The organism is Dysgonomonas sp. 25 (genome assembly GCF_010501075.1).
In the GTDB taxonomy this organism is placed as follows: Bacteria; Bacteroidota; Bacteroidia; order Bacteroidales; family Dysgonomonadaceae; genus Dysgonomonas.
In genome coordinates this window covers 158,771-181,773 of record NZ_QVMN01000007.1, presented here as the reverse complement: position 1 = coordinate 181,773, position 23,003 = coordinate 158,771, and the positions used below count along the sequence as shown (strand labels likewise).

General features: G+C 43.9%; 24 protein-coding genes. 6 read left to right on the top strand and 18 right to left on the bottom strand.

The window, feature by feature from the left end:
- Window positions 1-4 precede the first annotated feature (4 nt).
- Window positions 5-703 (bottom strand): succinate dehydrogenase cytochrome b subunit, encoded by a 699-nt coding sequence (locus D0T66_RS12070; protein ID WP_163357553.1) that lies wholly within the window; start codon window positions 701-703, stop codon window positions 5-7.
- Between the two features lie 290 nt (window positions 704-993).
- On the opposite strand from D0T66_RS12070, the gene D0T66_RS12065 reads away from it, so the two are divergent.
- Window positions 994-2,061 (top strand): carboxypeptidase-like regulatory domain-containing protein, encoded by a 1,068-nt coding sequence (locus D0T66_RS12065; RefSeq protein ID WP_163357552.1) that lies wholly within the window; start codon window positions 994-996, stop codon window positions 2,059-2,061.
- Window positions 2,062-2,118: 57 nt separating this feature from the next.
- On the opposite strand, the gene D0T66_RS12060 is transcribed toward D0T66_RS12065, so the two are convergent.
- From D0T66_RS12060 to D0T66_RS12050, 3 genes are all read right to left on the bottom strand, one after another.
- Window positions 2,119-2,685: a peptidylprolyl isomerase gene (locus D0T66_RS12060; protein WP_163357551.1), complete on the bottom strand. Its 567-nt coding sequence runs from the start codon at window positions 2,683-2,685 to the stop codon at window positions 2,119-2,121.
- Window positions 2,686-2,777: 92 nt separating this feature from the next.
- Window positions 2,778-3,962, bottom strand: a complete 1,185-nt coding sequence (locus D0T66_RS12055; protein WP_163357550.1) for a MalY/PatB family protein — start codon at window positions 3,960-3,962, stop codon at window positions 2,778-2,780.
- Window positions 3,963-4,394: 432 nt separating this feature from the next.
- The gene (locus tag D0T66_RS12050) at window positions 4,395-5,696 is read right to left on the bottom strand and encodes a leucine-rich repeat domain-containing protein (RefSeq protein WP_255489818.1); all 1,302 of its coding nucleotides are present in this window, start codon (window positions 5,694-5,696) and stop codon (window positions 4,395-4,397) included.
- Between the two features lie 266 nt (window positions 5,697-5,962).
- On the opposite strand from D0T66_RS12050, the gene D0T66_RS16360 reads away from it, so the two are divergent.
- Window positions 5,963-6,085 (top strand): hypothetical protein, encoded by a 123-nt coding sequence (locus tag D0T66_RS16360; protein WP_255489817.1) that lies wholly within the window; start codon window positions 5,963-5,965, stop codon window positions 6,083-6,085.
- A 562-nt stretch (window positions 6,086-6,647) separates the two neighbouring features.
- Here D0T66_RS16360 and D0T66_RS12045 read toward each other — a convergent pair.
- The 12 genes from D0T66_RS12045 to D0T66_RS11990 form a co-directional block, all read right to left on the bottom strand.
- The gene (locus D0T66_RS12045) at window positions 6,648-7,280 is read right to left on the bottom strand and encodes a peroxiredoxin (protein ID WP_163357549.1); all 633 of its coding nucleotides are present in this window, start codon (window positions 7,278-7,280) and stop codon (window positions 6,648-6,650) included.
- Window positions 7,281-7,491: 211 nt separating this feature from the next.
- A complete protein-coding gene (locus tag D0T66_RS12040; protein ID WP_163357548.1) occupies window positions 7,492-8,139 on the bottom strand; it encodes a DUF1287 domain-containing protein in 648 nt (215 codons plus the stop codon).
- A gap of 17 nt (window positions 8,140-8,156) precedes the next feature.
- Window positions 8,157-9,299 (bottom strand): FkbM family methyltransferase, encoded by a 1,143-nt coding sequence (locus D0T66_RS12035; protein WP_163357547.1) that lies wholly within the window; start codon window positions 9,297-9,299, stop codon window positions 8,157-8,159.
- 54 nt (window positions 9,300-9,353) lie between these two features.
- The gene (locus D0T66_RS12030) at window positions 9,354-9,986 is read right to left on the bottom strand and encodes a trimeric intracellular cation channel family protein (RefSeq protein WP_163357546.1); all 633 of its coding nucleotides are present in this window, start codon (window positions 9,984-9,986) and stop codon (window positions 9,354-9,356) included.
- 5 nt (window positions 9,987-9,991) lie between these two features.
- Window positions 9,992-11,065, bottom strand: coding sequence for a tRNA 2-thiouridine(34) synthase MnmA (mnmA, locus tag D0T66_RS12025; RefSeq protein WP_163357545.1), 1,074 nt, complete (start codon window positions 11,063-11,065; stop codon window positions 9,992-9,994).
- Between the two features lie 56 nt (window positions 11,066-11,121).
- The gene (locus D0T66_RS12020; protein ID WP_163357544.1) at window positions 11,122-11,613 is read right to left on the bottom strand and encodes a hypothetical protein; all 492 of its coding nucleotides are present in this window, start codon (window positions 11,611-11,613) and stop codon (window positions 11,122-11,124) included.
- Window positions 11,614-11,615: 2 nt separating this feature from the next.
- Window positions 11,616-12,125 carry a hypothetical protein gene (locus D0T66_RS12015; protein WP_163357543.1) on the bottom strand — a complete coding sequence of 170 codons (510 nt, stop codon included), beginning with the start codon at window positions 12,123-12,125 and terminating at the stop codon, window positions 11,616-11,618.
- Window positions 12,126-12,186: 61 nt separating this feature from the next.
- A complete protein-coding gene (locus D0T66_RS12010; protein ID WP_163357542.1) occupies window positions 12,187-13,119 on the bottom strand; it encodes a DMT family transporter in 933 nt (310 codons plus the stop codon).
- A gap of 3 nt (window positions 13,120-13,122) precedes the next feature.
- Window positions 13,123-13,737 carry a DUF2238 domain-containing protein gene (locus tag D0T66_RS12005; RefSeq protein ID WP_163357541.1) on the bottom strand — a complete coding sequence of 205 codons (615 nt, stop codon included), beginning with the start codon at window positions 13,735-13,737 and terminating at the stop codon, window positions 13,123-13,125.
- Window positions 13,738-13,747: 10 nt separating this feature from the next.
- Entirely contained in the window at window positions 13,748-14,293 is a 546-nt protein-coding gene (locus tag D0T66_RS12000) for a nitroreductase family protein (RefSeq protein WP_185154839.1), read from the bottom strand.
- Window positions 14,294-14,315: 22 nt separating this feature from the next.
- Window positions 14,316-14,954 carry a DUF6624 domain-containing protein gene (locus D0T66_RS11995; protein WP_163357540.1) on the bottom strand — a complete coding sequence of 213 codons (639 nt, stop codon included), beginning with the start codon at window positions 14,952-14,954 and terminating at the stop codon, window positions 14,316-14,318.
- Between the two features lie 11 nt (window positions 14,955-14,965).
- Entirely contained in the window at window positions 14,966-15,565 is a 600-nt protein-coding gene (locus D0T66_RS11990; RefSeq protein ID WP_163357539.1) for a riboflavin synthase, read from the bottom strand.
- A 133-nt stretch (window positions 15,566-15,698) separates the two neighbouring features.
- On the opposite strand from D0T66_RS11990, the gene D0T66_RS11985 reads away from it, so the two are divergent.
- A complete protein-coding gene (locus D0T66_RS11985) occupies window positions 15,699-17,135 on the top strand; it encodes a PDZ domain-containing protein (RefSeq protein ID WP_163357538.1) in 1,437 nt (478 codons plus the stop codon).
- Between the two features lie 66 nt (window positions 17,136-17,201).
- Window positions 17,202-18,821, top strand: a complete 1,620-nt coding sequence (locus D0T66_RS11980; protein WP_163357537.1) for an ABC-F family ATP-binding cassette domain-containing protein — start codon at window positions 17,202-17,204, stop codon at window positions 18,819-18,821.
- A 65-nt stretch (window positions 18,822-18,886) separates the two neighbouring features.
- Here D0T66_RS11980 and D0T66_RS11975 read toward each other — a convergent pair whose 3' ends face one another.
- Window positions 18,887-19,519 (bottom strand): YiiX/YebB-like N1pC/P60 family cysteine hydrolase, encoded by a 633-nt coding sequence (locus tag D0T66_RS11975; protein ID WP_163357536.1) that lies wholly within the window; start codon window positions 19,517-19,519, stop codon window positions 18,887-18,889.
- A gap of 70 nt (window positions 19,520-19,589) precedes the next feature.
- Window positions 19,590-21,620 carry a TonB-dependent siderophore receptor gene (locus D0T66_RS11970; RefSeq protein ID WP_163357535.1) on the bottom strand — a complete coding sequence of 677 codons (2,031 nt, stop codon included), beginning with the start codon at window positions 21,618-21,620 and terminating at the stop codon, window positions 19,590-19,592.
- 171 nt (window positions 21,621-21,791) lie between these two features.
- Between D0T66_RS11970 and D0T66_RS11965 the strand changes: the two genes are divergently transcribed.
- Both D0T66_RS11965 and fmt read left to right on the top strand, forming a co-directional pair.
- Complete coding sequence (locus D0T66_RS11965; RefSeq protein WP_163357534.1) at window positions 21,792-22,025, top strand: hypothetical protein; 234 nt, start codon at window positions 21,792-21,794, stop codon at window positions 22,023-22,025.
- A 6-nt stretch (window positions 22,026-22,031) separates the two neighbouring features.
- A complete protein-coding gene (gene fmt, locus D0T66_RS11960; protein WP_163357533.1) occupies window positions 22,032-23,003 on the top strand; it encodes a methionyl-tRNA formyltransferase in 972 nt (323 codons plus the stop codon).

The window sequence follows — 23,003 nt, the reverse complement described above, 5'->3', positions numbered from 1 at the left end:
TGATTTAGCAGAGGCAGTAAATCGATTTCAAATAGAAGAAGATCGTCACGGCAGCAAAGGCTAAGCAGATAGCAGTAGCAAGAATGTTGCTGATTACCTTCCAACGGTTAAACCATGTTTTACCGTTCCAACCGATTGTTTGCAACGCACTCCAGAACCCATGAGAAAGGTGGAACCACAATGCCACATACCATACAAGATATGCAACTACTATCCACAGATGGCTGAAGTAGTACTTAATAAAGGCTGCCCCGTCTTGCGGAGAAACAACTTCGCCTCCCAGATTAACGGTATGATGCCCCATTAATTCGGTAAACATCATTTTGTACCAGAAGTGGCTGAAGTGCAAGCCTAAAAATCCGATAACGATAATACCCAAAACAAGCATGTTCTGCGACGCCCATTCTACCGGTTTTGGTTTCTTAGTTACTGCATAACGGTCTTTACCGCGTGCTTTACGGTTTTGTATTGTCAGCACGAAAGCATAGATGAAGTGAATAGCCACTATCGCGCCAAGGGCTGCTGTTCCTAAAACGGCATACCAGTTAGCGCCAAGCAGGGCACAAATGTCATTGTACATCTCCTCGGAGAAGATAGCAATCACGTTCATTGTTGCGTGAAACAATAAAAACAAAACCAGGACGACACCTGATATACTCATTATCAGTTTCTTCCCAATTGAGGATGTAAATAAGCAACTCATAAAATTTTAATTGTTTTTAGTTGTTATGATTAGATAATTTTCTGTTGACTGTTCTTTATCAATAATAAAAATGACTTATCGGTTATTTCTATAGCTTTTCAGCATTGCAAAAATAAGCTAAAATAAAGGATAAACAAAATTTTTTACAGGAGAAGTTTCGAGATAAAAATAAGGCCTTATCCACATCAAAATATACGCCCGTAAGACGCTTTACCATATAACAGAAAAAGCGCTTTTTTTAAGAATATTTTCCATATATTTGCATATATATAAACAAAACAAAGACAACAATGAACAGATTACTTATATTTTGCTTATTCCTGATTATCAGTTTTTCTTCTTATGCACAAATACTGACAGGCAAAGTATACGACACCGACACCAAAAAGCCGCTGCAAGATGTCGATGTCTATTTCGACGGAACATCGATACATACGACCACCGATAAAGAAGGGGTATTTAAAATTCCTATTTATACGTTGATGACTACCAACCTGATTATTTCTCATTTGTCTTATGAATTGGCGGTTTTTCCTTCACCATTCAACGAAATACCCGAAATCATTTACCTAAAAAAGGAATACCAGAGATTAAGTGAAGTGACGGTTTTACCCGATATCTTCTCGCGCAAAGAGAAACTGGCCATATTCCGGAAATACTTCTTAGGGAAAGACAAAGCGGGAAAAGCATGTAAGATAATAAATGAAGACGATATACACATTTACTATGACGAATCGGAAAAAGAACTTAAAGCCGTTTCGGACAAACCGTTAATTATCGAGAATAACTATTTAGGTTATCGTGTCGTTTTCGACATACAGGAATTCACACTGAAATTCTCCTGGAAAAACACATTGAATGAGAAGTTTCTTAAATGGTCCTATCTCAGCGGGAAATCGATGTTTTCCAACTTCGAGACAATCAATGATAAAATAGAAAAGCGCAGGAAAGAAGCCTACATGAGCTCAACCAACTACTTCTATAAAAACCTTGTAGAAAATGGACTAAAAGGCACTAAGTATGAGCTTTTCAGGAATGGTTTACCAATCTCTTCCGAGAAATGCTTTATAATAAAGGATACGTTATCCATGAAGATGCTGGAAATAATCCCTAACGATTTAATAGCCGAAGAAAGAATCGATTTATCTTCGTTCAAGGTAAAACAACCATATCTCAGGGTAACCGTTCTATTAGACCAGCACGGAAGACAACAATCGGACATCGTATTCAATGCAGACAAGATACTGGTAGACGCTTTCGGCAACACCACCCAATTCGATAAGATTATATACAGTGGCTTGTGGGGAGGGCAAAAGGTAGGCTGCATGCTGCCATTAGATTACCGGTTAGAGGAGTAAAGAAAAGCCTCCGAGTATCACTCGAAGGCTTAGTATAATTATTTGCGTAGTAACTATTTAGTGGCAACCACAACTTGATCCGCAGCCGCAAGCATCGGCTTCTTCGTCGCCGCAATCGCAACCCGATCCGCAACCGTGAGAGGCTGTCAATGCTGCTATTTCTTCGGCGCTGGCTTCTTTCACCGAAAGAACCTTACCCGAGAAATTAAGCGTTTCGCCTGCTAACGGATGGTTGAAATCCATCTTTACCGATTCAGGGCCTACTTCGAGGACTGCCCCGTTCAAGCGGTTACCGTTCGTATCCATCATCGGAACGACGTTTCCTTCTTTGATAACATCCTCGTTGAATTTCCCATCCACTTCGAAGATATTGCGTGGAAGGCTTACAACATAATCGTCGTCGTATTCGCCATATGCCTCATCCGGAGACAATTGGAATGAGAAAGTATCTCCTTCCGACAAGCCGTCGAGGTTGCGCTCGAAAGCTTCGAGCATAGAATTTGTTCCAAAGATAAATTCAAGTGGCTGCTCCGGCGTAGCGCGCTCCATCAGTTCGAGCTCATCTCCCTCACCTACGTTCAAGTCATATGATACGGCAACCAATTTATGCGTTGAGATTTTCATTTTGTTCCAGTTTTTTTTAATTAATATTTAAGAGTATATCACGTTGTCCGGTACAATTACCGTGCCCTTTTCAGAGCAGAAAGACAAAGGTATTATTTAATTTTGTTATTAATTGCATTTTTCAGATTATTAAGAGCCTGTTCGAGCACTTTTCGGGGCGAGCCCACGTTCAAACGCATAAAACCTTCGCCTCCCTGCCCGAATATCGTTCCGTCGTTGAGCGCCAGATGAGCATCATGTACAAACAAAGACACCAAATCTTCCTGCTTCAAGCACAATTGCCGGCAATCGAGCCAGACCAGATAAGAAGCCTCCGGAATCATCGCTTTTATCTGAGGGATATTCGCTCGCAAATATTCATCCACAAATTGAATGTTCTGCCAGATATATGCTTTCGCTTCGTCCAACCAATCTTCGGCATCGTTATACGCTGCTTTGGTGGCGGTGTAAGCAAAGATATGCCCGTCGCGCAGTTCGCTGGCTTCGAGATAGGAATAGAAACGTTCTCTTAACTCGTCATTCGGCACGACTGCAAACGAACTCACAATGCCCGCGATATTGAATGTTTTGCTCGGAGCCATAAATGTTATACTATTCTGCGCCGCTTTCTCCGAAACGGATGCAAAAGGAACATGCGTATGTCCGGCATGCCCGAAAGCTAAGTCGGAATGTATCTCGTCCGAAATGACCAACACATTATTATCGTAGCAGATTTCGGCTATATCAATCAATTCCTGCCGCGTCCAAACCCTTCCTCCCGGATTGTGAGGATTGCAGAGAATGAGCACTTTAGCGCCGCTTATCTTCTGTTTCAAATCATCCAGATCCATTTTATACACACCGGCTTCCAACCTTAACGGGTTGTCTACCACTTCGCGTTCGTGCAACGTAGGTATAATCCGGAACGGATGGTAAACAGGAGGTTGGATAAGCACCTTATCGCCCTTTGTTGTAAAGCAATCCACCACAAAGGCTATCCCTTTCACAATGCCGGGGATATAAGATATCCAATCCTGCTCAACCTGCCATTGATGCCTGCGGGCGAGCCAATTGATAATGGCATCGTAATACGACTGCGAAGCACAAGTATAACCGAAAACACCGTGACGGGCGCGCTCGATAATGGCTTCGGTAATGGCCGGCGAGGATTTAAAATCCATATCTGCCACCCAAAGGGAAATGAGGTTATCACTGCCGAAGCGCTCTTTCAACAAATCCACCTTAATGGCATCTGTCCCGCTTCTATCGACTATTTCATCAAAATTATAGTTAGCCATGTTGTATGATTTTAGATGCCTAAAGGTACGAAAAATCTATCCAGACAGGGCTATTTTCCTTTTTTGAGTTGTCATTTTTTAAGAAAAACATCAATCAACTGATTATCAATCAATATTTAGTTAAAACTTGACACACTTGACATTTTTGACGCGATACAATGTTTTTTTCTTGTCTTTTTTTTATTACTCAACCACAGAGGACACGAAGTTTTTACACAGAGGTCACAAAGTAAAAGAACGGTTCTGTCATGCCGAGCGGATGCGAGGCATCCCAACCCGACTGTGAACAACGAGATCCCTCGCATCCGCTCGGGATGACAAAGAATAGGTCAACTTGTTTACTCGTCTACTTGTCAACTTTTCTAATATAGATAAAGTTGTTTTATTTTTATTCTCCCCCTCCATTGGGAGGGGGAACGGAAGGGAGGTGGATTACGGACAAGTAGGATTGGCTACAGAAGGATCTATTGTCGTCGTGCCCGGGAAATACTGGGGAGTTACAGACCAACCAGATATATAGGGGCAATAATTCGGGTGAAGCTTAAACTTATTCACTTCTGTTTGCGTCAGTTGATTATAAGGGCATTCCAGCGATGTTAAATTAGTGTTTGCCGAAACATCCAAAGTTGTCAGTTGGTTAGTATAGCACCACAGCTGTGTTAACGCCGTGTTGGCCGAGACATCCAAACTTGTCAGTTGGTTAGAAGAGCATCTCAGTATTGTTAAATTAGTGTTTGCCGATATGTCCAGACTTGTTAGTTGGTTATTATTGCATCTCAGGTATGTTAAGGCCGTGGCACCCGATACATTCAGGCTCGTTAGTGGGTTATAGTCACAATACAGCTCCGTTAATGCCGTGTTAGTCGACACATCCAAACTCGTCAGTTGGTCAGAAGAGCAAGAGAGGCGCTTTAAAGCGGTGTTTGCCGACACGTTTAAACTTGTCAGTTGATTATAACTGCATTCCAGCGATGTTAAATTAGTGTTTGCCGAAACATCCAAACTTGTCAGTTGGTTAGAATAGCAATACAGCGTTGCTAAGGCCGTGGCTCCCGATACATTCAGACTTGTCAATTGGTTATCATTGCACCACAGGTCCGTTAACGCCGTGGCGCCCGATACATCCAGACTCGTTAGTGAGTTAGCAGCACAATACAGCTCCGTTAAAGCATAAAGTTTATCTATTCCGGTAGCAGATGTCAGATTTTTACTAATAATACGCAATTCTGTAGCTCTTTTTTCGCCACATATAGTCGTCCAGGTAACCCCAGCAAAATTTGCGGGGTCACCACTCAAATTCCACCCCAGCGTATTGCCCGGGTTGGCATTGTAGAGGTCTTTCAGGGCTTGCACATCTTCTTCATAACTGCCGATTCCTGCTCCTTTTCTTGTTAGTTGTTCCCATTGGGTTCCATCCCAAATGTAAATACCCGCAGAAATACATAGCGAAGGTACGGCATTATAAACAATAAGACCTGTATGCTCCAAAGCGTCCGCTCCCGTTATTTCGGGGGCTGTTCCTATCTTCAGTTTGCTCAAATCCGAAAGTTCCACCTTGGGCAATCCAAGCCCGTGCTTTGCCGTTGCATTATTGGCATCGGGGGCATGTTCTTTCAGGTCTAACAGTGCGCCGACATTGGGTTTCTCGCCACTGCCGATGGTTACCTGCCCATGCAAGGCGGTTGTCGTGAATAAGGCTAATATCATAATAGCCTGTGTCAAAGTTCTTTTCATGTTATAAAAAAATTAACCACCTCCTCCTGCCCCCCTCCACAAGAGGGGTAACAGAAAAAGATGAAGTGAATAAATAGTTTGTTTGAGCCCCACCAAACCTCCCCGTGGGGGAGGCTAAGGGAAGGATATATTTTCGTTTTTTGTTGAATGGTGGTACAAACCCATTTCCCCTTCTGGGGGATAAAGGGGGCCGGTTATTGTCATCCCAAGTGGATACGAGGGATCTCGCTATCGTTTTGTAGGGGGCAATAAATATTGCCCCGTATATGTCGGATATTGCGGGCGAAAGATTTTTGGCTCGCCTGCGCTTCGCCGAACGATGTTTCGCCCCTACAAAAGCCTTATTGTTGATAGAAGAGGATGATATACTTCCCCTTTCGAGGGATTGAGGGGGCCTGCTGCTCACTGAAATATTGCCCCTCGCTCCCCCTCTTGTGGAGGGGGATGGGGGGAGGTAGGTACGGCTGTCGCAGCCCGGAATACCCCTGACATTAACACAAGCATATCTTAAGTGGACAAGTAGACGAGTTGACCAGTAAACAAGTTTATTCCATCCTCGTGTACTTGTTAACTTGTCTACTTGTTTACTCTTTTTTCTAAAAAACTTCCTAAAACCTTGGATTAATCCGAAATATTGACTATATTTCGTGTGTGTGTGTGTGTGTGTGCACGAAGAAGACCAATGTTAACACATTAATGAAAAACATGTTAACTAAAAATATTGAATTATTTTGCCCTGTTTCTTGCACGTAAATAACATCTGTGTATTATGCAAAGGTAAGGAAAATCTTTAGAAACACACTGTCCTGCTTCAATTTTCATACAAAATAACACACCCAAAAACCTAAAAAACAAAAGCCGCAGCTATCAACAGCTCCGGCTCTGCGTAATAATTAACCTAAACACATCTCACTAAATTCATGAGAAGACCTTTATGCCTCTATCGGCATTTTATTTTTTAGACAGATAATCGGCAATACCTTCGTGAGTCGGCTTCAACGATTTATCTCCTTTTTTCCAGTTAGCAGGGCAAACTTCGCCATATTGCTCCGTAAATTGCAGGGCGTCGATTACACGAAGTGCCTCGTCTACACTACGTCCGAGCGGCATATCGTTCACTACCTGATGACGGACAACCCCTTCTTTGTCTATAAGGAATAATCCGCGGTATGCTTCGGGCGAACCGACAAATATCTCTTCGCCTTCGTCATTGTAGTCGTGATCTCCGGCAAGCACATCGTATGCTTTAGAAATCACAAGCGAATTGTCGGCAACCAGCGGGTATTTAACCCCTTGAATTCCACCTGCATTCTGTGCAGTCTGAAGCCATGCCCAATGCGATTGCGCGCCATCGGTCGAAGCTCCTACAACGGCTACATTGCGCGATTCGAAGTCTGCAAGGCGTTCCTGAAATGCAATTATTTCCGTAGGACATACGAAAGTAAAGTCGGCAGGATAGAAGAAAAACAACACATACTTCTTCCCAAGGTATTGTTCCAGAGAGAAGTCATTTACTATTTCTGTTCCGTTTATTACGGCTGATGCTTTAAAAATGGGGGCTTTTTTACCTACAAGTACTGACATAATATCTATTACTTTGTTCGTTATTATTTTGACATTACAAATGTAGAATGTCTCAATCAATAAATCAAATAGATATTTACTATCACCTTATAGACAGAAGCTATAACCTAAAAAAGAAAAGAATCTAACCAACTGGCTAAATGAAGATTACAGAAAAGACTACGAAACAGACATCACCATATAGAAACCGTAGAACAGCTATCGATATTATCTATCTACGAAAAGCATAATGCCCCGTTATAGGAAAGGCAAAAAGGCAATCCTGCAAAACCTGCCCGCTGCCTATATTATGAACTATCCCGGGACGAAGCCCGTCTTCGGATTTAATATTGACCACAATCCCGATGTGTGTCAGGTTTCCCGGCAAGTCCCATGTTACCAAGTCGCCCGGCTGATAATCGTCCGGATTGTCGGTAATCGGCTTCACCGTCCCTTTACGGGTGAAGAATACTTGCAGATTGGGCACACGGCGATGGTCTATATTGGTGTCGGTGGTTTTCAATCCCCATCGTTTTTGATTGGGATATAAGGAAAAATTGGCTACCATATCTTCGTGTACTTCTTTTTGCAGATCTATGCCTAATTTGCGATAGGCACGGATTACCACATCAGTACACACTCCCCTGTCGGCCGGTACATCGCCGTTGGGATAAGGGATTTTCACATAAGCAGGATCGTATGTCACCTTATCCTTTGTCAGTTCCAAGGCTGCCTTACACAATTGCCTGCTGAAATCGTCCAAATCGGGATAAGGATCTACTTTCTCTTGTTTTTGCGAAACATCTTCTTGTTTAGTTGTTTGCGCGCAGGAAACAACAGCAAAAGCGAAAAAGAATAATATATACAGGTAGATTTTCATGGCAAAATGGTTATTGTTCATATTGAGGGATAAGCAACCAGCACTTTTTCGGTAAAAGGGTTCAATATTTCGAGGTCGACAAAACGGAAACAATATTCCGGAACTGCTTCTTTCAACAGAGGCGGTATCTCGAAGAAATCTTTTCCGGTATGATACAACGAAATCAGCAATACAGGCTTGTCGCGTTTTATAGTTTCCAAGCCTCCTTTGATAGCGCTAAACTCAGCCCCTTCGATGTCCATCTTTATCAAACCAATTGTTTTATTCCGGCATTCGTCGTCGATGGTCGTAATCTGTATCGATTCCTTCTTACGACCGGAAGCTACAACAGCCGTATTGATAGAAGCAACGGACGAAGCGTCTGCATCGATATAAATATCGGCTACGGCCTTTTCACTACTCAAACCTTTGGCTACCAACACAATATTATCGGCTTTATTTTTCTCGATTACACTTTTCAGTTGCTCTGCATTGGACGAAACTGGTTCGTAAGCATATATGCAAGAAGGAGCATAGTTCTGACGGAGAAAAATCGCAGTATCGCCCAGATAAGCGCCAACATCCAGAAAGTCTTTTCCTTCGATGTGCTTTTTCACACTTTCGGGAACTACACCCAAGCCATAGTGGTGAATATAGGTATGCTCGCCAAACTCATTCCGGGGCAAATAATAGTCTTTTCCCTCCAAAGACAGGCGAAACCAATCGCCCTCTTTCATTATCTTCCCCGACAATTCCCTTTGCTTGGCTAATATGCCCGACTGCGTACCGGTCATCTTTTTCGATTCGTAACCGGGAATAAGCGACATCAGCCGGTTATCTATATAACTCCCTATTTCGGCCTCATCATCAAGCGGATAATAAAGCGACGAATCGAAGTTTATTTCATTTTGCAGGAAATAGTCGAAAAAGTCTACCGCAAAAGGGTATAGAGGTTGTACTGCGATACAGTCTTTGCGTTTGCTTTTCGATGCTTTGTACTGCATGAATACAGCATAAAACGGATTGAAAGGATGAAAAATTACCGCCCTAAGGAATTTAGGAAAAATCTTTTTTATAGTAAAGAGCTTTGCCGAATGCCGTTTGGCTGTTGAATTCTGCTGCTGCTTTTCTTTGATTAGTTCTGTTAAGCGCTGCCGTATAAAGGCATTGGTTATTTTCATATTAGATTATATTTAGGTCAATCCGAAAGTGGGTTTCCATCCATGATTAAATCATCAGTCATCTTTCAGGTTCGGCAGCTTCCAGCCGAACTTGGTAGCTAATATACGAATAATTACGACAGAAACAGCCGTTATGACTTCGGTCAGCACCAATCCCACACCGAAATATATCAATATACCGAAGATAATACCGCCTATAATACAAGCTACGGCATACAACTCCTGCGTGAAAATAATCGGTATTTCGTTGATCAACATATCGCGCACAATCCCTCCTACAATACCGGTTATCATCGCCATAAAGACGCAAACCCACATCGGATAACCGAGCATCATCGTTTTTTCGTATCCCACCACGACGAACAGCCCGAGCCCGATACAGTCGAACCAGAAAATCGTATTGTCGAGATGAACGAGTAAGCGGCGGAAGAATGCCACAATAAGAAACGCGAAAAGCGTACACCATATATAGAGGCTCGATTGCATCCAGAAAGGAGTGACATCCAGTAAGACGTCGCGCATCGTTCCGCCTCCGATAGCTGTTACAAAACCTACGATAACGGCTCCGAACCAATCGAAGCGCTTAGCCGAGGCCAAACGGATGCCACTGATAGCAAAGGCTACCGTACCCAATGCTTCGATAACATCGACAAACTGAATGTCAGGTAATTCTGCAAGATATTCCATGAAGATTATTTTTCGAGAACGATTTCGCCGCTACCGATACATAAATGGGAATCAGCATCGTAAACGACGCCGAATTGTCCAGCAGCAATACCTTGTATCTTCTCTTCGGAATGTATGCGGTACAAGTCGCCGATTTTTTCAATCTGACCTTTGGTAAATTCAGGCGTATGGCGAATTTTGAAGGTTATATCCTTACGCCCTTCGAAGTCGCCCCAAATATCTTCGGTGATAAAGGAGAAACCCGACATATTCACCACTTTCCCGTATTGTGTTTCGGGATCGTAGCCATTAGATACATATATAATATTGCGATCGATATCTTTCTTTATCACATACCACGGCCCGCCGCTCAGGCCAAGCCCTTTGCGCTGTCCGATAGTGTGAAACCAGTAACCCTTGTGCCGTCCGATGATTTTACCCGTTTCCAATTCGACTATCAAGCCTTCTTTTTCGCCCAGATAGCGGCGGATGAAATCGTTGTAGTCTATCTTACCGAGGAAGCAAATCCCCTGGCTATCCTTCCGCTTGGCAGACGGAAGAGCCTGTTCGGCAGCTATGGCGCGCACTTCGCTTTTCAGCAAATGCCCTATCGGAAACATCAATTTGGAAATCTGGACAGGGGTAACCTGCGCCAGAAAATCGGTCTGGTCTTTCACTTTATCTTTGGCCGTCGAGAGCCATGTTTTCCCGTTCAATTCGGTGGTTGTGGCATAATGTCCGGTTGCTATTTTGTCATATTCGTGTCCCCACTTCTGGTCGAAGTAGCCGAACTTTATCATCTTGTTGCACATCATATCGGGATTAGGCGTCAAGCCACGCTTCACAGCTTCTATGGTATAACTCACCACATTATCCCAATATTCCTCGTGCAAAGAGACAACTTCCATCTTGCAGCCATATCTTTTGGCGATGTAAGTCGTTATCTCGATATCTTCTTCGGCAGGACAGTCGATATAACCGTCTTTGTCCTCCATGCCGATGCGGATATAAAAAATGGTAGGGTCATATCCTTGTTCCTTGAGTTGATGCACAACTACCGAACTGTCTACCCCACCTGATACAAGCGCTGCTATTTTCATTGTATGATATGCCGAAACAGCCTTTCTGTTTTCTTTTTTTTTGAAAAGTTAATATGCTAACGTTTAAACATCTTGAAAAAGCCGACTCCAAGCCCTAAACCTGCTCGCACAAAGAATTGTCCTTCGTTGTGGGAAGTATTGTAATCGTATCCGGCTTTCACGTAAAATATCTTATAGTCCATGTATATGTTCGGCGTCAGTATGATTCCGTCGTTACCATGGTTGAAGTTGAAATTATATCCGGCATCGGCACCTAACATAATGGTATAACTTTTCACCCCGAATATATTAGCCGATGTAATAACAAACTGTGCCGGCTTGATATTCAACCCCGAAACGGTCGTACTCCCCGATAGGTAATCGACCCCTCCGCCAAACATCCAGCAGGTTTTGTCGCCCAGATTGTTTAAATAAGGAAACGATGCCGAGGCATTAAACTGAAAATGGCTATCCCCTTCAAATTTCGTCCACTGTCCGGCAACCCCTACCAATTGAGAGAATCCCGCAACAGGAATAAAAAATAAAAGTATAAAAATATATTTCTTCATAATCAACGTATTTTCGTATTCGGAAGCATTTTCAAAGTACCCATCCCTATGCAGATGCCAGCGCGTACAAAGAATTGTTCTTTCCCCGCCGTAACATTCATATCGTATCCGGCTTTTACAAAGAAAAATTTATAATCGATGTATATATTAGGTGTCAACACCACACCGTTTTTTCCATGCCTGAAGTTGAACAGGTAACCTCCGTCAAGGCCGGCCATCACCGTAAAGGGATATTTATTAAACAACGATTCGCTGAAATAAGTTGTCAGCATAATGGGTTTAACATTCAGTCCCGCCACAGGCGAACTGCCTCCGGTATAGTCTATTCCGCCCGAAACAAACGTATTCAGTGCGTTATCCTCGTGCCAATAAGGGAATGACAAATTGGCCGCGAACTGAATAGCATTGCCTTTGCCCTTAGCATCGGCATATTGCGCTCCCACTCCTACAAACTGGGCATAGGAAGCGACTGCCATAAAAGACAAAATGGTTATCAATAAAACTTTTTTCATTCAATAATGTAAATACACCTACAAAGGTACATTTTATTTTTATAACGTAAATTTATGCTGCCTATTTCATTATTTTTTCAGTTTCTATATCCGCTTTCGACTTGCTCGTTGTAACCAGATAAACCCCTGCAAAAATAAATACGGATGCTACCAGTTTCATCACCGAGAATTTCTCCCCCATCATCGCAATGGCAACAATCGTCGCTATCAGCGGTTGCAGGTTGTTATACATCGATATGGTAGTGGGACGTATGCGCCGTTGCGCCAGCGGAATCATCAGGTAGGTAAAAAACGTCGCCCCGAATAGCGTGAAAGCAATCATCAGCAAAGGTGTCATATCCGACTGATGGAACATGGGCGCATAAACCATATCTTTCCCGAATAGCAGCAAGCCAATAATCGACGAAGGCAGAAACATCCATTTCATCATGGTGATGGGCGAATATTTAGTCGCCAGCGGACGCGTAATTACCAAATAGAACGAATAAAACAGCTGCGCACTGAATATAGACAGATTTCCCATCATATTATTACCCGAATCCGTTGCAGCAATCTGATGAGCGGTGAGCACCAATATTACAGCTCCAACACCACCCACAAGGACTCCTCCTATTTTTTGAAAAGTTATCGGCTCTTTCAGTATTATGGCAGCCATAATCATGGCAAACAGCGGCCCGCTGGTGGTAATAATAGAAGCATCCACCGAAGACGTCATACCCAGCCCGTATGCAAAAAGCCCCTGATTACAAAGCATCCCGCAAAGGCCTGCACCCACAAGCAAGAGCAAGTCGCGTTTGTCGACTTTTTCTTTCGGCAAAAAGAGCGATATAAGCCAAAAGGCAATGGCAGCGAACGTCATACGTGTGGCCGTCATCCCGAACGGCGAGATATATCCCGAAGCATATAAGTATTTATTGACAGGGATATTCAAACCGAAAACGGTCATTACAGCCAGCATTATCAAATGCCCTTGCGCCTTAGAGGATAGTGCCATTGGCTATTTTTCGTTTGTCAGCTTGTTTATCTGCTTATCCTGCCATCTGGAGAAGAAAACGAGCATGCTGATAGCCCCGAGCATAGCGCAAAGCATATCCGACTGTGTGTCCCATTCATAGCCTTGCATGCCTAAGAAGTCGTCGGCCGAACTTTCGATAAGCAGAGCTCCCCACCATTCTATCAGTTCGTAGAAAGCACTTATACTAAGCGAAATACATACAACAAAGAAAGGCAGCCAGCTACGTTTGTTCAACACTTTCAGGCGGATAAGTATCTCGCGGGAGATAAATGCCGGTGCAAAGCCTTGGAAAAAGTGTCCCAGCTTATCATAGTTATTTCTGTCCTGGTCGAATACTTCACGAATCCAATCGAACAAAGGAACACGCGCATAGGAATAGTGCGCGCCGACCAGCAATATGATAAACTCGAAGAAAATAATCGTATAGGTCAGGTTTGTAAATTTAAACTTATTGAAAGTCAACAGCAAGGCTGCAACCCCCACCAAGCACAATCCGGCTTCGAGAAACCAAAGAGTCGTTTCGTAAGCATCGATGCCCGACCAGACGGTCACAATAGCAATAAGCAACAGGCCAAGCCAGTATTTCAGATTTTTCATTTTTTGTGTGTTATTTATAGGTATTGTAAGAAACCACTTCCCCGAATGGTTTCCGTTTCTTTTCGCGTAGCGGTTGCGCCGGATAGCCGATAAGGATATCCAATACAATGCGCTTATTGTCCGGCACGTTGAGTAGCTTTTTCATCTTCTTCTCGCCAAACCAGCCCAATATGCACGTTCCCAAGCCTTCGGCTTCGGCAGCCAGGCAAATATGGGTAGCGGCAATACCGATATCGAGGAAAGCAAAGTGTTTATCCTTTATGACACTCCCGATACCCGACATAGCGTTCATTTTCTCCTCCACCACCACGATATGTACGGGGGCTTGCTTGGTAAAATGGTTCATCCCAAGCAATTTGGTCGAAGCAGCATCGGCAACCTTATTCTTCATTTCGGGTTCGTCTACAACGATAAAATGCCACGGTTGCGCATTACATGCCGAGGGCGACAGGCGGGCAGCCTCCAGAATACGGTTAATCGTATCGCGGTCGACAATCCGCTCCGTATCGAATTTGCGGCAACTCTGACGTTGAGCAACTAATTCGTAAAAATCCATATTTCTTATATTTTATTTTTACTTATCTTTTAATTAAAGCTCTCAGCTCTTCTACTGTAATATCTTTTTCCCAAACAATGGTTACCCCTGATTTAGAGAACATTTCTAAATACTTTTCCATCGTAGACAGCCCCATTTTTTCTCTTCTCGCATTTACATTTTCAGGATCTTCTATCGGCCATACATAACCGTTCATTGTCTGAGAACCATACAGTTGCTTTTCATCACTATACATCAACAATCTATCTTTGAAGATTGCATACAGGCTTGGTTCTATCAATCCATTTGCATATTGTTCCGAAACCATTTCACTGTATTTCTTCATATAATCCAATGGAGCGTGCTGTATGACCAGAAATATAGCTGTATTCGCTTTAGATGACAAATCTGAAGGCCAACCATTTGTATCTAAAATAGTAGAAATATATAGCTGGTGCTCCGAATCTTTTTTCTGTATTACGGCAACAATGCTATCTATTTTCTGCCTCAACTCAGGTTTGCCTGCCCATTCTCGGCTAATATTAGATAAACTTTTACGTATGGCCTGATCTTCTTTATATACCTCCTGCAATTTCTCTTCTAAAGCCACTTTCCCTTCGGTTTGGCCGCAAAGGACGATTGGAGATAATGAAAAGAAGAAAATCAATATGTATCGAATCATATAGACAGGGATCAGAATTGCTGTAAGCGGCTGATATATTTACCGATAATATCGAATTCGAGGTTTACGACCGTTCCTTCCTTTATCTGGTGAAAATTCGTATGTTCATGTGTGAAAGGGATAATAGCTACCTGAAAGGTATTATCCGTAGGCGCTACCACCGTAAGGCTGACACCATTGACGGTCACCGAACCTTTGTCTACCGTAAAATAACCTTTCTTAGCCATTTCGCGGTCGAACTTATACTCGAAAGTATAATACCAGCTACCGCCTGCTTCTTCTACTTTGGTGCAGGTAGCCGTCTGGTCGACGTGCCCCTGAACGATGTGCCCGTCTAAGCGCCCGTTCATCAACATACTACGTTCCAAATTGACTTTGCTTCCAATTTCGAGCAAACCGAGATTCGAACGGTCTAAAGTCTCCTTTATCGCCGTCACAGTATAGGTATTATCATCGAGGCTCACCACAGTCAGGCAAACGCCGTTGTGCGCCACACTCTGGTCGATTTTTAACTCGTTCACAAAAGAGCACTTCATCGTGATGTGCAAATTCTCTCCTTCAGGCCTCAATGCCACAACAGGAGCAGCTTCTTCTACAATTCCCGAAAACATATATTTTCCTTTCTGTTTTATAGTTCTGGTTAATATCAGACAAAGTTACTGAATAATTATCGAAACTAACGATTCGTTTAACCACTAAAAAATCATATATTTGTACCCTGAATTATTTACCCGGTAGTTAGCAATGAGAAAATATTACGTTATCCTACTTTTTCTTGCATTTGGTATACTGAATATCAATGCTCAACTAACTGATAAAAACTGCTATTACGGAATAACATTCGAATTCAGCCAGAATCCGAATTGGGGTTACGGCGAATTGGTGATTACCGACGTAGAACCAAACTCACCGGCCGAAAGAGCAGGCTTCAGGGTGAACGATATCATCATGGAAATCAACGGGCAGGCTACCTTTCTGCGCGATAATGCGACTATCGCCCGCTGGCTGTTCGATGTGTACGACCCGACTGTGAAATTCACCATTCGCAACCAAAGCACCAGCTTTCAGGAATACACGCTAACCCGCAACTGTATCAATACGAATGCGATAAGCGAGCAGCAACTGTCTGAATTTTTCTCATTCTATAGCCTCGAAGACACCAATAGCCAGACTTTTACGCTACCCGTGAAAATAACACCGCACGACAATGCCGATTATACTTACTTCCATACATACGATTTCTACACCGAGCCGGGGCAAAGCATCCCTGCCATAGATACCTACATCACCAATCTGGTGAGTATGGAATTGCAATCGAAAGGCATGGTGCGCGACACCCAGAATCCGGATATACTCATCCAGACATACTATTCATTCTCGCCCAATGCCAAATATTCAGCTGCTGCAACCGATTCGGTAGCGCCGGCATATCGTTTCGACAAAGACCACGGAAAAATGGTTGCCATACCGGCTCTGAATGCCTCGGACGAATCGGCAGAGAAAAGGTGCAAATACATTGTCGAGTTCGGCATCAGCTTCTACGACAAGAAGATAATAGACACCGAGAAGATGACGCAGGTGTGGGATTGCAACATACAGGAATTATTGGCTGAGAAATACCCGCTCGAAGAATACGTCCGCATCATGACACCGTTGATACTGATGCAGTTCCCTTACTCAACGGGAAAGACGAGCAGCAAATACGAGGTCAAATTCAACCGTTACAACTATACAGGGATGTATTTCAACACCGACAACCTCGTTACCATTCAGGACGTTATTCCCGGTTCGCCGGCATACCGCGTAGGCATACGGGCAGGCTACAAAATACAGAAACTCAACAATAAGAAATTCGACCATACAAAGGAATCCTTGTCCGACGGGTATAAGAAATTCATAACCGAAACAATGCTCTATCGCGACCCGAGTGTACGCTTCACTATATCGTCGGGATACAACGATTGCATGTTCTGGGATAAGAAGTCTTATGACGCAATAGCCAAAGAGCTTGCCAAACCGGCTTATCAGGCACACTTTGCCTACCTGTACGGGTTCGAGAAATATATCTATAACAAACCGATGACCGACGTCAAAATAGAGGCTTGGGATGGCATTCAGCTGCGCCTGTTCAGCGTCACGCCCGAGATAAGGAAGTCGACGACTATCAGAATAAAAGATTAATTGATTATATAAACAAAAGAAGAGAAAGAAGGAGTATCAAAGCTCCTTTTTTAGTGAAGGAAGATTATGATTACAGTTTCTAATTTAGGAATACAATTTGGCAAGAGAGTATTGTTTCAGGAAGTAAACCTGAAGCTGACAAACGGCAACTGCTACGGAATCATCGGAGCAAACGGTGCAGGAAAGTCCACTTTTCTCAAAATACTAAGCGGAGAGAAAGATGCTACACAAGGCAGTTTCAGCCTTGCCCCGGGAGAGCGCCTGTCGGTGTTGTCTCAGGACCACTTTGCATTTGACAACCAGTCGGTGATGGACACCGTTTTGCAGGGACATACCGTACTGTGGGACATCAAGGAAGAGAAAGACGCGCTATATATGAAAGAGGATTTCACCGATGCCGATGGCATCCGCGCCTCGGAATTGGAAGAGAAATTCGCCGAACTCGAAGGCTGGAACGCTGAAAGCGATGCAGCTATGCTGCTCAGCGGATTAGGCGTTACGGAAGACCTGCACTATCAGCAGATGGCTGACATGAGCGGTAAGCAGAAAGTGCGTATCCTGCTCGCCCGCGCCTTGTTCGGTAATCCCGACAACCTGCTGTTGGATGAGCCTACGAATGACCTCGACCTCGAAACAGTGATGTGGCTCGAGAACTACCTCGCCAACAACTGCGAGAATACGGCTGTATTAGTCGTTTCGCACGACCGTCACTTCCTCGACTCGGTATGTACACACACGATAGACATCGACTTCGGCAAGGTGAATATGTTTGCCGGAAACTATAGCTTCTGGTACGAATCGAGCCAGTTAGCCCTCCGCCAACAACAAAACCAGAACAAGAAGGCAGAGGAGAAGAAGAAGGAACTGGAAGAGTTTATCCGCCGGTTCAGCGCCAATGTGTCTAAGTCGAAGCAGACTACCAGCCGCAAGAAGATGTTGGAAAAATTGAATATCGAAGAGATTAAGCCATCTTCGCGCCGTTATCCGGGAATTATCTTTACGCCCGACCGCGAAGTAGGAAACAAGATCCTGGAAGTGAACGAGTTGAAAAAGTCGGTAGAAGGCAAGGTACTCTTTGACAAAATCAGCTTCAACGTAGAAAAGGGCGACAAGGTTATTTTCCTGTCAAAAGACCCGCGTGCGATGACAGCTTTCTTCGAGATTATCAACGAACAGATGAAAGCCGATTCGGGCACATTCAGCTGGGGGCAAACTATCACCTCTGCTTATCTGCCGCTCGACAACAGCGACTTTTTCAAGGAAGATATCAGTCTCGTAGACTGGTTGAGCCAATTCTCGAGCGATACGAGCGAAATATATATCAAAGGCTTCTTAGGCCGTATGCTATTCTCGGGCGAAGAGGTGCTCAAAAGTGCCAAAGTCCTCTCGGGAGGCGAAAAGATGCGTTGTATGATTGCCCGCATGATGATGAAGGATGCTAACTGCCTTGTGCTCGATTCACCAACCAACCACCTCGACTTGGAATCGATACAGGCATTTAACAATACATTAATCAACTTCAAAGGAATCGTATTAATGTCTTCGCATGACCAGGAGTTTATCGAAACCGTTTCGAACCGTGTTATCGAGCTTACGCCAAACGGTGTTATCGACAAACTAATGACTTATGACGACTACGTCACATCAGACGATATCAAAGCGCTTCGCGAGAAGATGTACAACTAAGATTCACCCTTGCAAGGGATTCTATAACAGGCAGGTAGCAAAATTCGCTACCTGCTTTTTTGTTATCAGAAACTGTACACTATATCAACAACTTCCGAACGCGACATGGCTCCCGGGTTGATACCCGGTTCGCCCTCCGGAACAGACAGGTTCAAATAATCGAAATAGTCTTTCCAACCTTGCGTTATTTCTCCTGTCTCCTTCGATTTGAAAGTCATGGTATTCAGCGGGAAAACATCTTTCCCGTCATTCGCTTTTTTCAGGATGTCATATACCAGCTCCGAGCAATAATATTTGTCGTTATCGAGTACAAAACCATAGTCGTACGCTTTCCCTATCAACAACATACCCTCCCTCAAAGCATCGGCAATAAGCGGCTGATACGCCGCTTTCAATCGTCCGACAACCGATTTAGGATAGCAATCTTTATATTTTTCGGGATACAGATATTCATTCAGTGGCGTCAGCTTCACCTGCGGCCGTGTCGCTTCCAAAACAAAAACAGTCTCATTCTCATCGATATAAACAATACCCACATGCGTAAACTGGTAATCGTCGATACTGGTTGTCACCGCTTTGATAGAATTTTCGAGGTTGCTGGGACATGCCTCCTGAAAAATAAGGTCGCCATTCTGCAAGCGAAATTCTGCCGTATCTATCGGCAGGAGGCAACATATAATCGTAAGTAATATTTCCATAAATTGTCTTTTAGTTAATTAGCCCCACCAAACCTCCCCGTAGGGAGGCTCTTCTTATAACTCGTAACTATTAATTAAACGTATACGATACTCCGCCCATCATCCAGAAACCGGATTGAGGAATATTCCCCCGGTCGAAGTAATGACGGTTGTAGAGGTTATTGACAGAGAGATTGAAGTCGAACGCTTTGAGGCGGTAATTGATTTTCGCATCCAACAGGCTATAGAACGGGTATGGCGTCAGATGCTGTTCCAAAGCGCCGTTGCGGTATCTTTTATATCCACCCATACGCTTTTGCATGCGGAAATACCAACTGACTGACAGATTATCTATTATCGAATGCGTAAGCGAAACGGTGAACTTATCGCGCAGATAATCCATTATAAAACTCGAATTATCGACACCTAACTCCATCTTGTTCCTTTTCTGGTGCTGACGGACATAATCGAGCGAGAGTGTCGTATTCTCGCCCAGCTTATCCCACAAATAGTATAGGTTGAATCGGACGCCCATTTCTACACCTTGTTTGTTCACTTTGAACAGGTTATGAGACTCCCACACATCCGAATTTGGGCGCTGTGCCCAGTCTATCATATCCTTGCCCCACATCAGGTAGCCGGTGAGATAGGCCGACATAAAATGATTGCGGTATTTGAAACCCAATTCCAGATTCTCGGAACGCTCTGTTTTCAGCGAATCATTGCCTAAATGTGTCGGATCTTTATAATACAAATCGGTAAAAGTCGGCTGGCGCATCCCTTTACTCCACGAGGTATGAAATTTCAGCCGTTCGTCAGGTGCATAGCTCACGCTTGCAGCCGGCAGATAACGCCATGTATCCTCATTCGAAGAATAATTAGCCATCATCCCCACCGATAAGGTAAATTGTTCTATCCGCATCGAATGTTCCGCTGCAATGCTTGTATTCGTGCGGCTGTCGTATTTGCTATAGTATGCTCCGTGGCGGCTAATATTTTTGCCTATATTGCTGCTCAATATCTCATCGCGCCGCATTTCGCCTCCGGCACTGGTTGTACCCCATCGCCACTTATATTGCAGGTTGAGGCTGCTTCCGTATGTGTCATTTCGGTGATAGTTTCGTCCGGATGTACTGTTCTTGATTAGGTCAAATTGATCGTGATGCCTTACCCAATACAAGGCCGGCATTATTTTGAATTGGCGGCCAAATGTTCCTTTCACCGTCCCCAGATAAGTATCTGTACGGTCGTATTGGTTGGGATAGGCAGGAGAATAAAAGGTATTTGCCCCGTAACGCTTGTTATTATATCCCAACTGAAAGTCTATCTTCGACTGATTCTCAAGACTTAGCCGCGTCTGCCATAAGGCATTATAAATGTCGTAATCGCTATTGGCGATGTATCCGTTCGATGTCTTGTATCCGAACGATAAGGTATTAGTCGCTATACCTGTCTTTAATGCTCCCCGGGCTTCCGCCTCAAACAAATCGTGTCCGCCCGCACCTGCGCGCAGATAGGCTCTGGTATCGGCATCCTTTTTCGTGATGATGTTGATACCACCCGCAAAAGCGCTCACACCATATATGAGGGATGATGAACCCTGAATGATTTCGATACGTTCGATGTCGGAAAGATTGATTGGAAGGTCGTAACTGTAGTGTCCTGTCTGTGCGTTTGTAAGATTGATACCGTTGAGTAGTACGGCTGTCTGGTCGGCTGTTCCCCCTCGCACCGATATATCGGCTTGTACTCCGTGAGGGCCTCTCTGAATAACGTCTACACCGGCCAGATAGACTAAGAGGTCTTCGATACTTCGGACGGGCGCCTGCGAGATTTGCTCTTTGGTGATAACGGTAATCGTCTTGGCGGTCTCATTCAATGGCATTTCGGCGCGCGAGGCAGTCACCATCACCTCGTCCAGCTCTTTTTCCATTAACTCGCTACGTTGCTGAATATCGGTCGTTTGGGCAACAGCATTCGTGGTATGCGCCACTGTCAGCACCGAACCGACAACAACCCCGATAGTAACTGCTTTGTTCAGGCTATTGAACGCAGCATAAGACTTCCGCACAAATCGTTTGAAGCGAAAGCCCTGATTCTGATTAAATTGTCTCTGTTTCATTTGTTAATTATTAAAATTTGACGCGCCAAAGATAGAAAGATTATAATCGATTTTCAGGAATCTATGCCTTTTTTTATATTTTTACTTTTTTATGATAAGGTATCTTGGGCAGAATGTAATATCTTTACATGGATATTATTTTTCAGCCCCAAACACTAAAAATTGTTAGTTATGAAGATAGCAATAGGCATACTTTCTACGATTGTGGTCATCACCGGTACCATACTCACCTTTTTGTCCATTTGGGATATTTATCCTATCTCGTGGCTGCTGATAGTTAAGGCTGCTATAACAGTAGCGTTGATCTGTGTCGCGGCAGTCTTGTTGTGGTTGATAAGAACCTTATTTTTCAAAGGGGAACCACTGAACAAAAACAAGTCGAATCAATCTCAGCACACACGATAAAGAAATATGAACAAACAGGATTTGCGGATTGTATTTATGGGAACTCCCGACTTTGCGGTCGAGAGTTTGCGTATTTTAGTAGAGAACGGTTATAATATAGTAGGCGTAATCACGATGCCCGATAAACCGGGCGGACGCGGAATGCAATTGCAGCACTCGCCGGTCAAAAAATATGCATTGGAAAAGAACCTTCCGCTATTACAACCCGAAAAGCTGAAAGATGAAACCTTTTTGGAAGCGTTAAGAGCATGGGAAGCTGACCTGCAGATTGTTGTAGCCTTCCGCATGCTCCCCGAAGTAGTGTGGGATATGCCACGATTGGGGACGTTTAATCTTCACTCTTCCCTCCTCCCCCAATACAGGGGGGCTGCCCCTATCAATTGGGCGGTCATCAATGGCGAGAAGGAAACGGGAGTAACCACCTTCTTCCTGACACACGAAATAGATACAGGAAAAATCATCCTGCAAGAAAAGATAACCATCGGCGAGAAAGACAATGCCGGAAAGGTTCACGACGAATTGATGCATCTGGGGGCAACACTCGTGCAGAAAACAGTCGATTTGATTCTGGAGGACAAAGTCGATGCCGTTGCACAGGAGCAACTTTATTCGGATGAAGGTCAATTGAAAGCCGCTCCGAAGATATTCAAAAATACTTGCCGGATTGATTGGACGAAGTCTGTATGGCAAGTCTACAACCATATCCGCGGACTATCGCCCTACCCTGCCGCTTGGACAGGGCTTCTCTGTGGTGACCAAGAGCCTTTGATGGTGAAAATATACGCAGCTAATTATACTTTATCGGAATCGTCTCATCACGTGGGGAGCATCCACACCGACAACAAGACTTATCTGCATGTTACCTGCCCCGATGGATACATCGACGTGCAACAGCTTCAATTTCCCGGAAAACGAGCAATGACTATTCAGGAAGTATTGAACGGCTACAAGTTCGATAAAGACAGCTATTTTAAATAG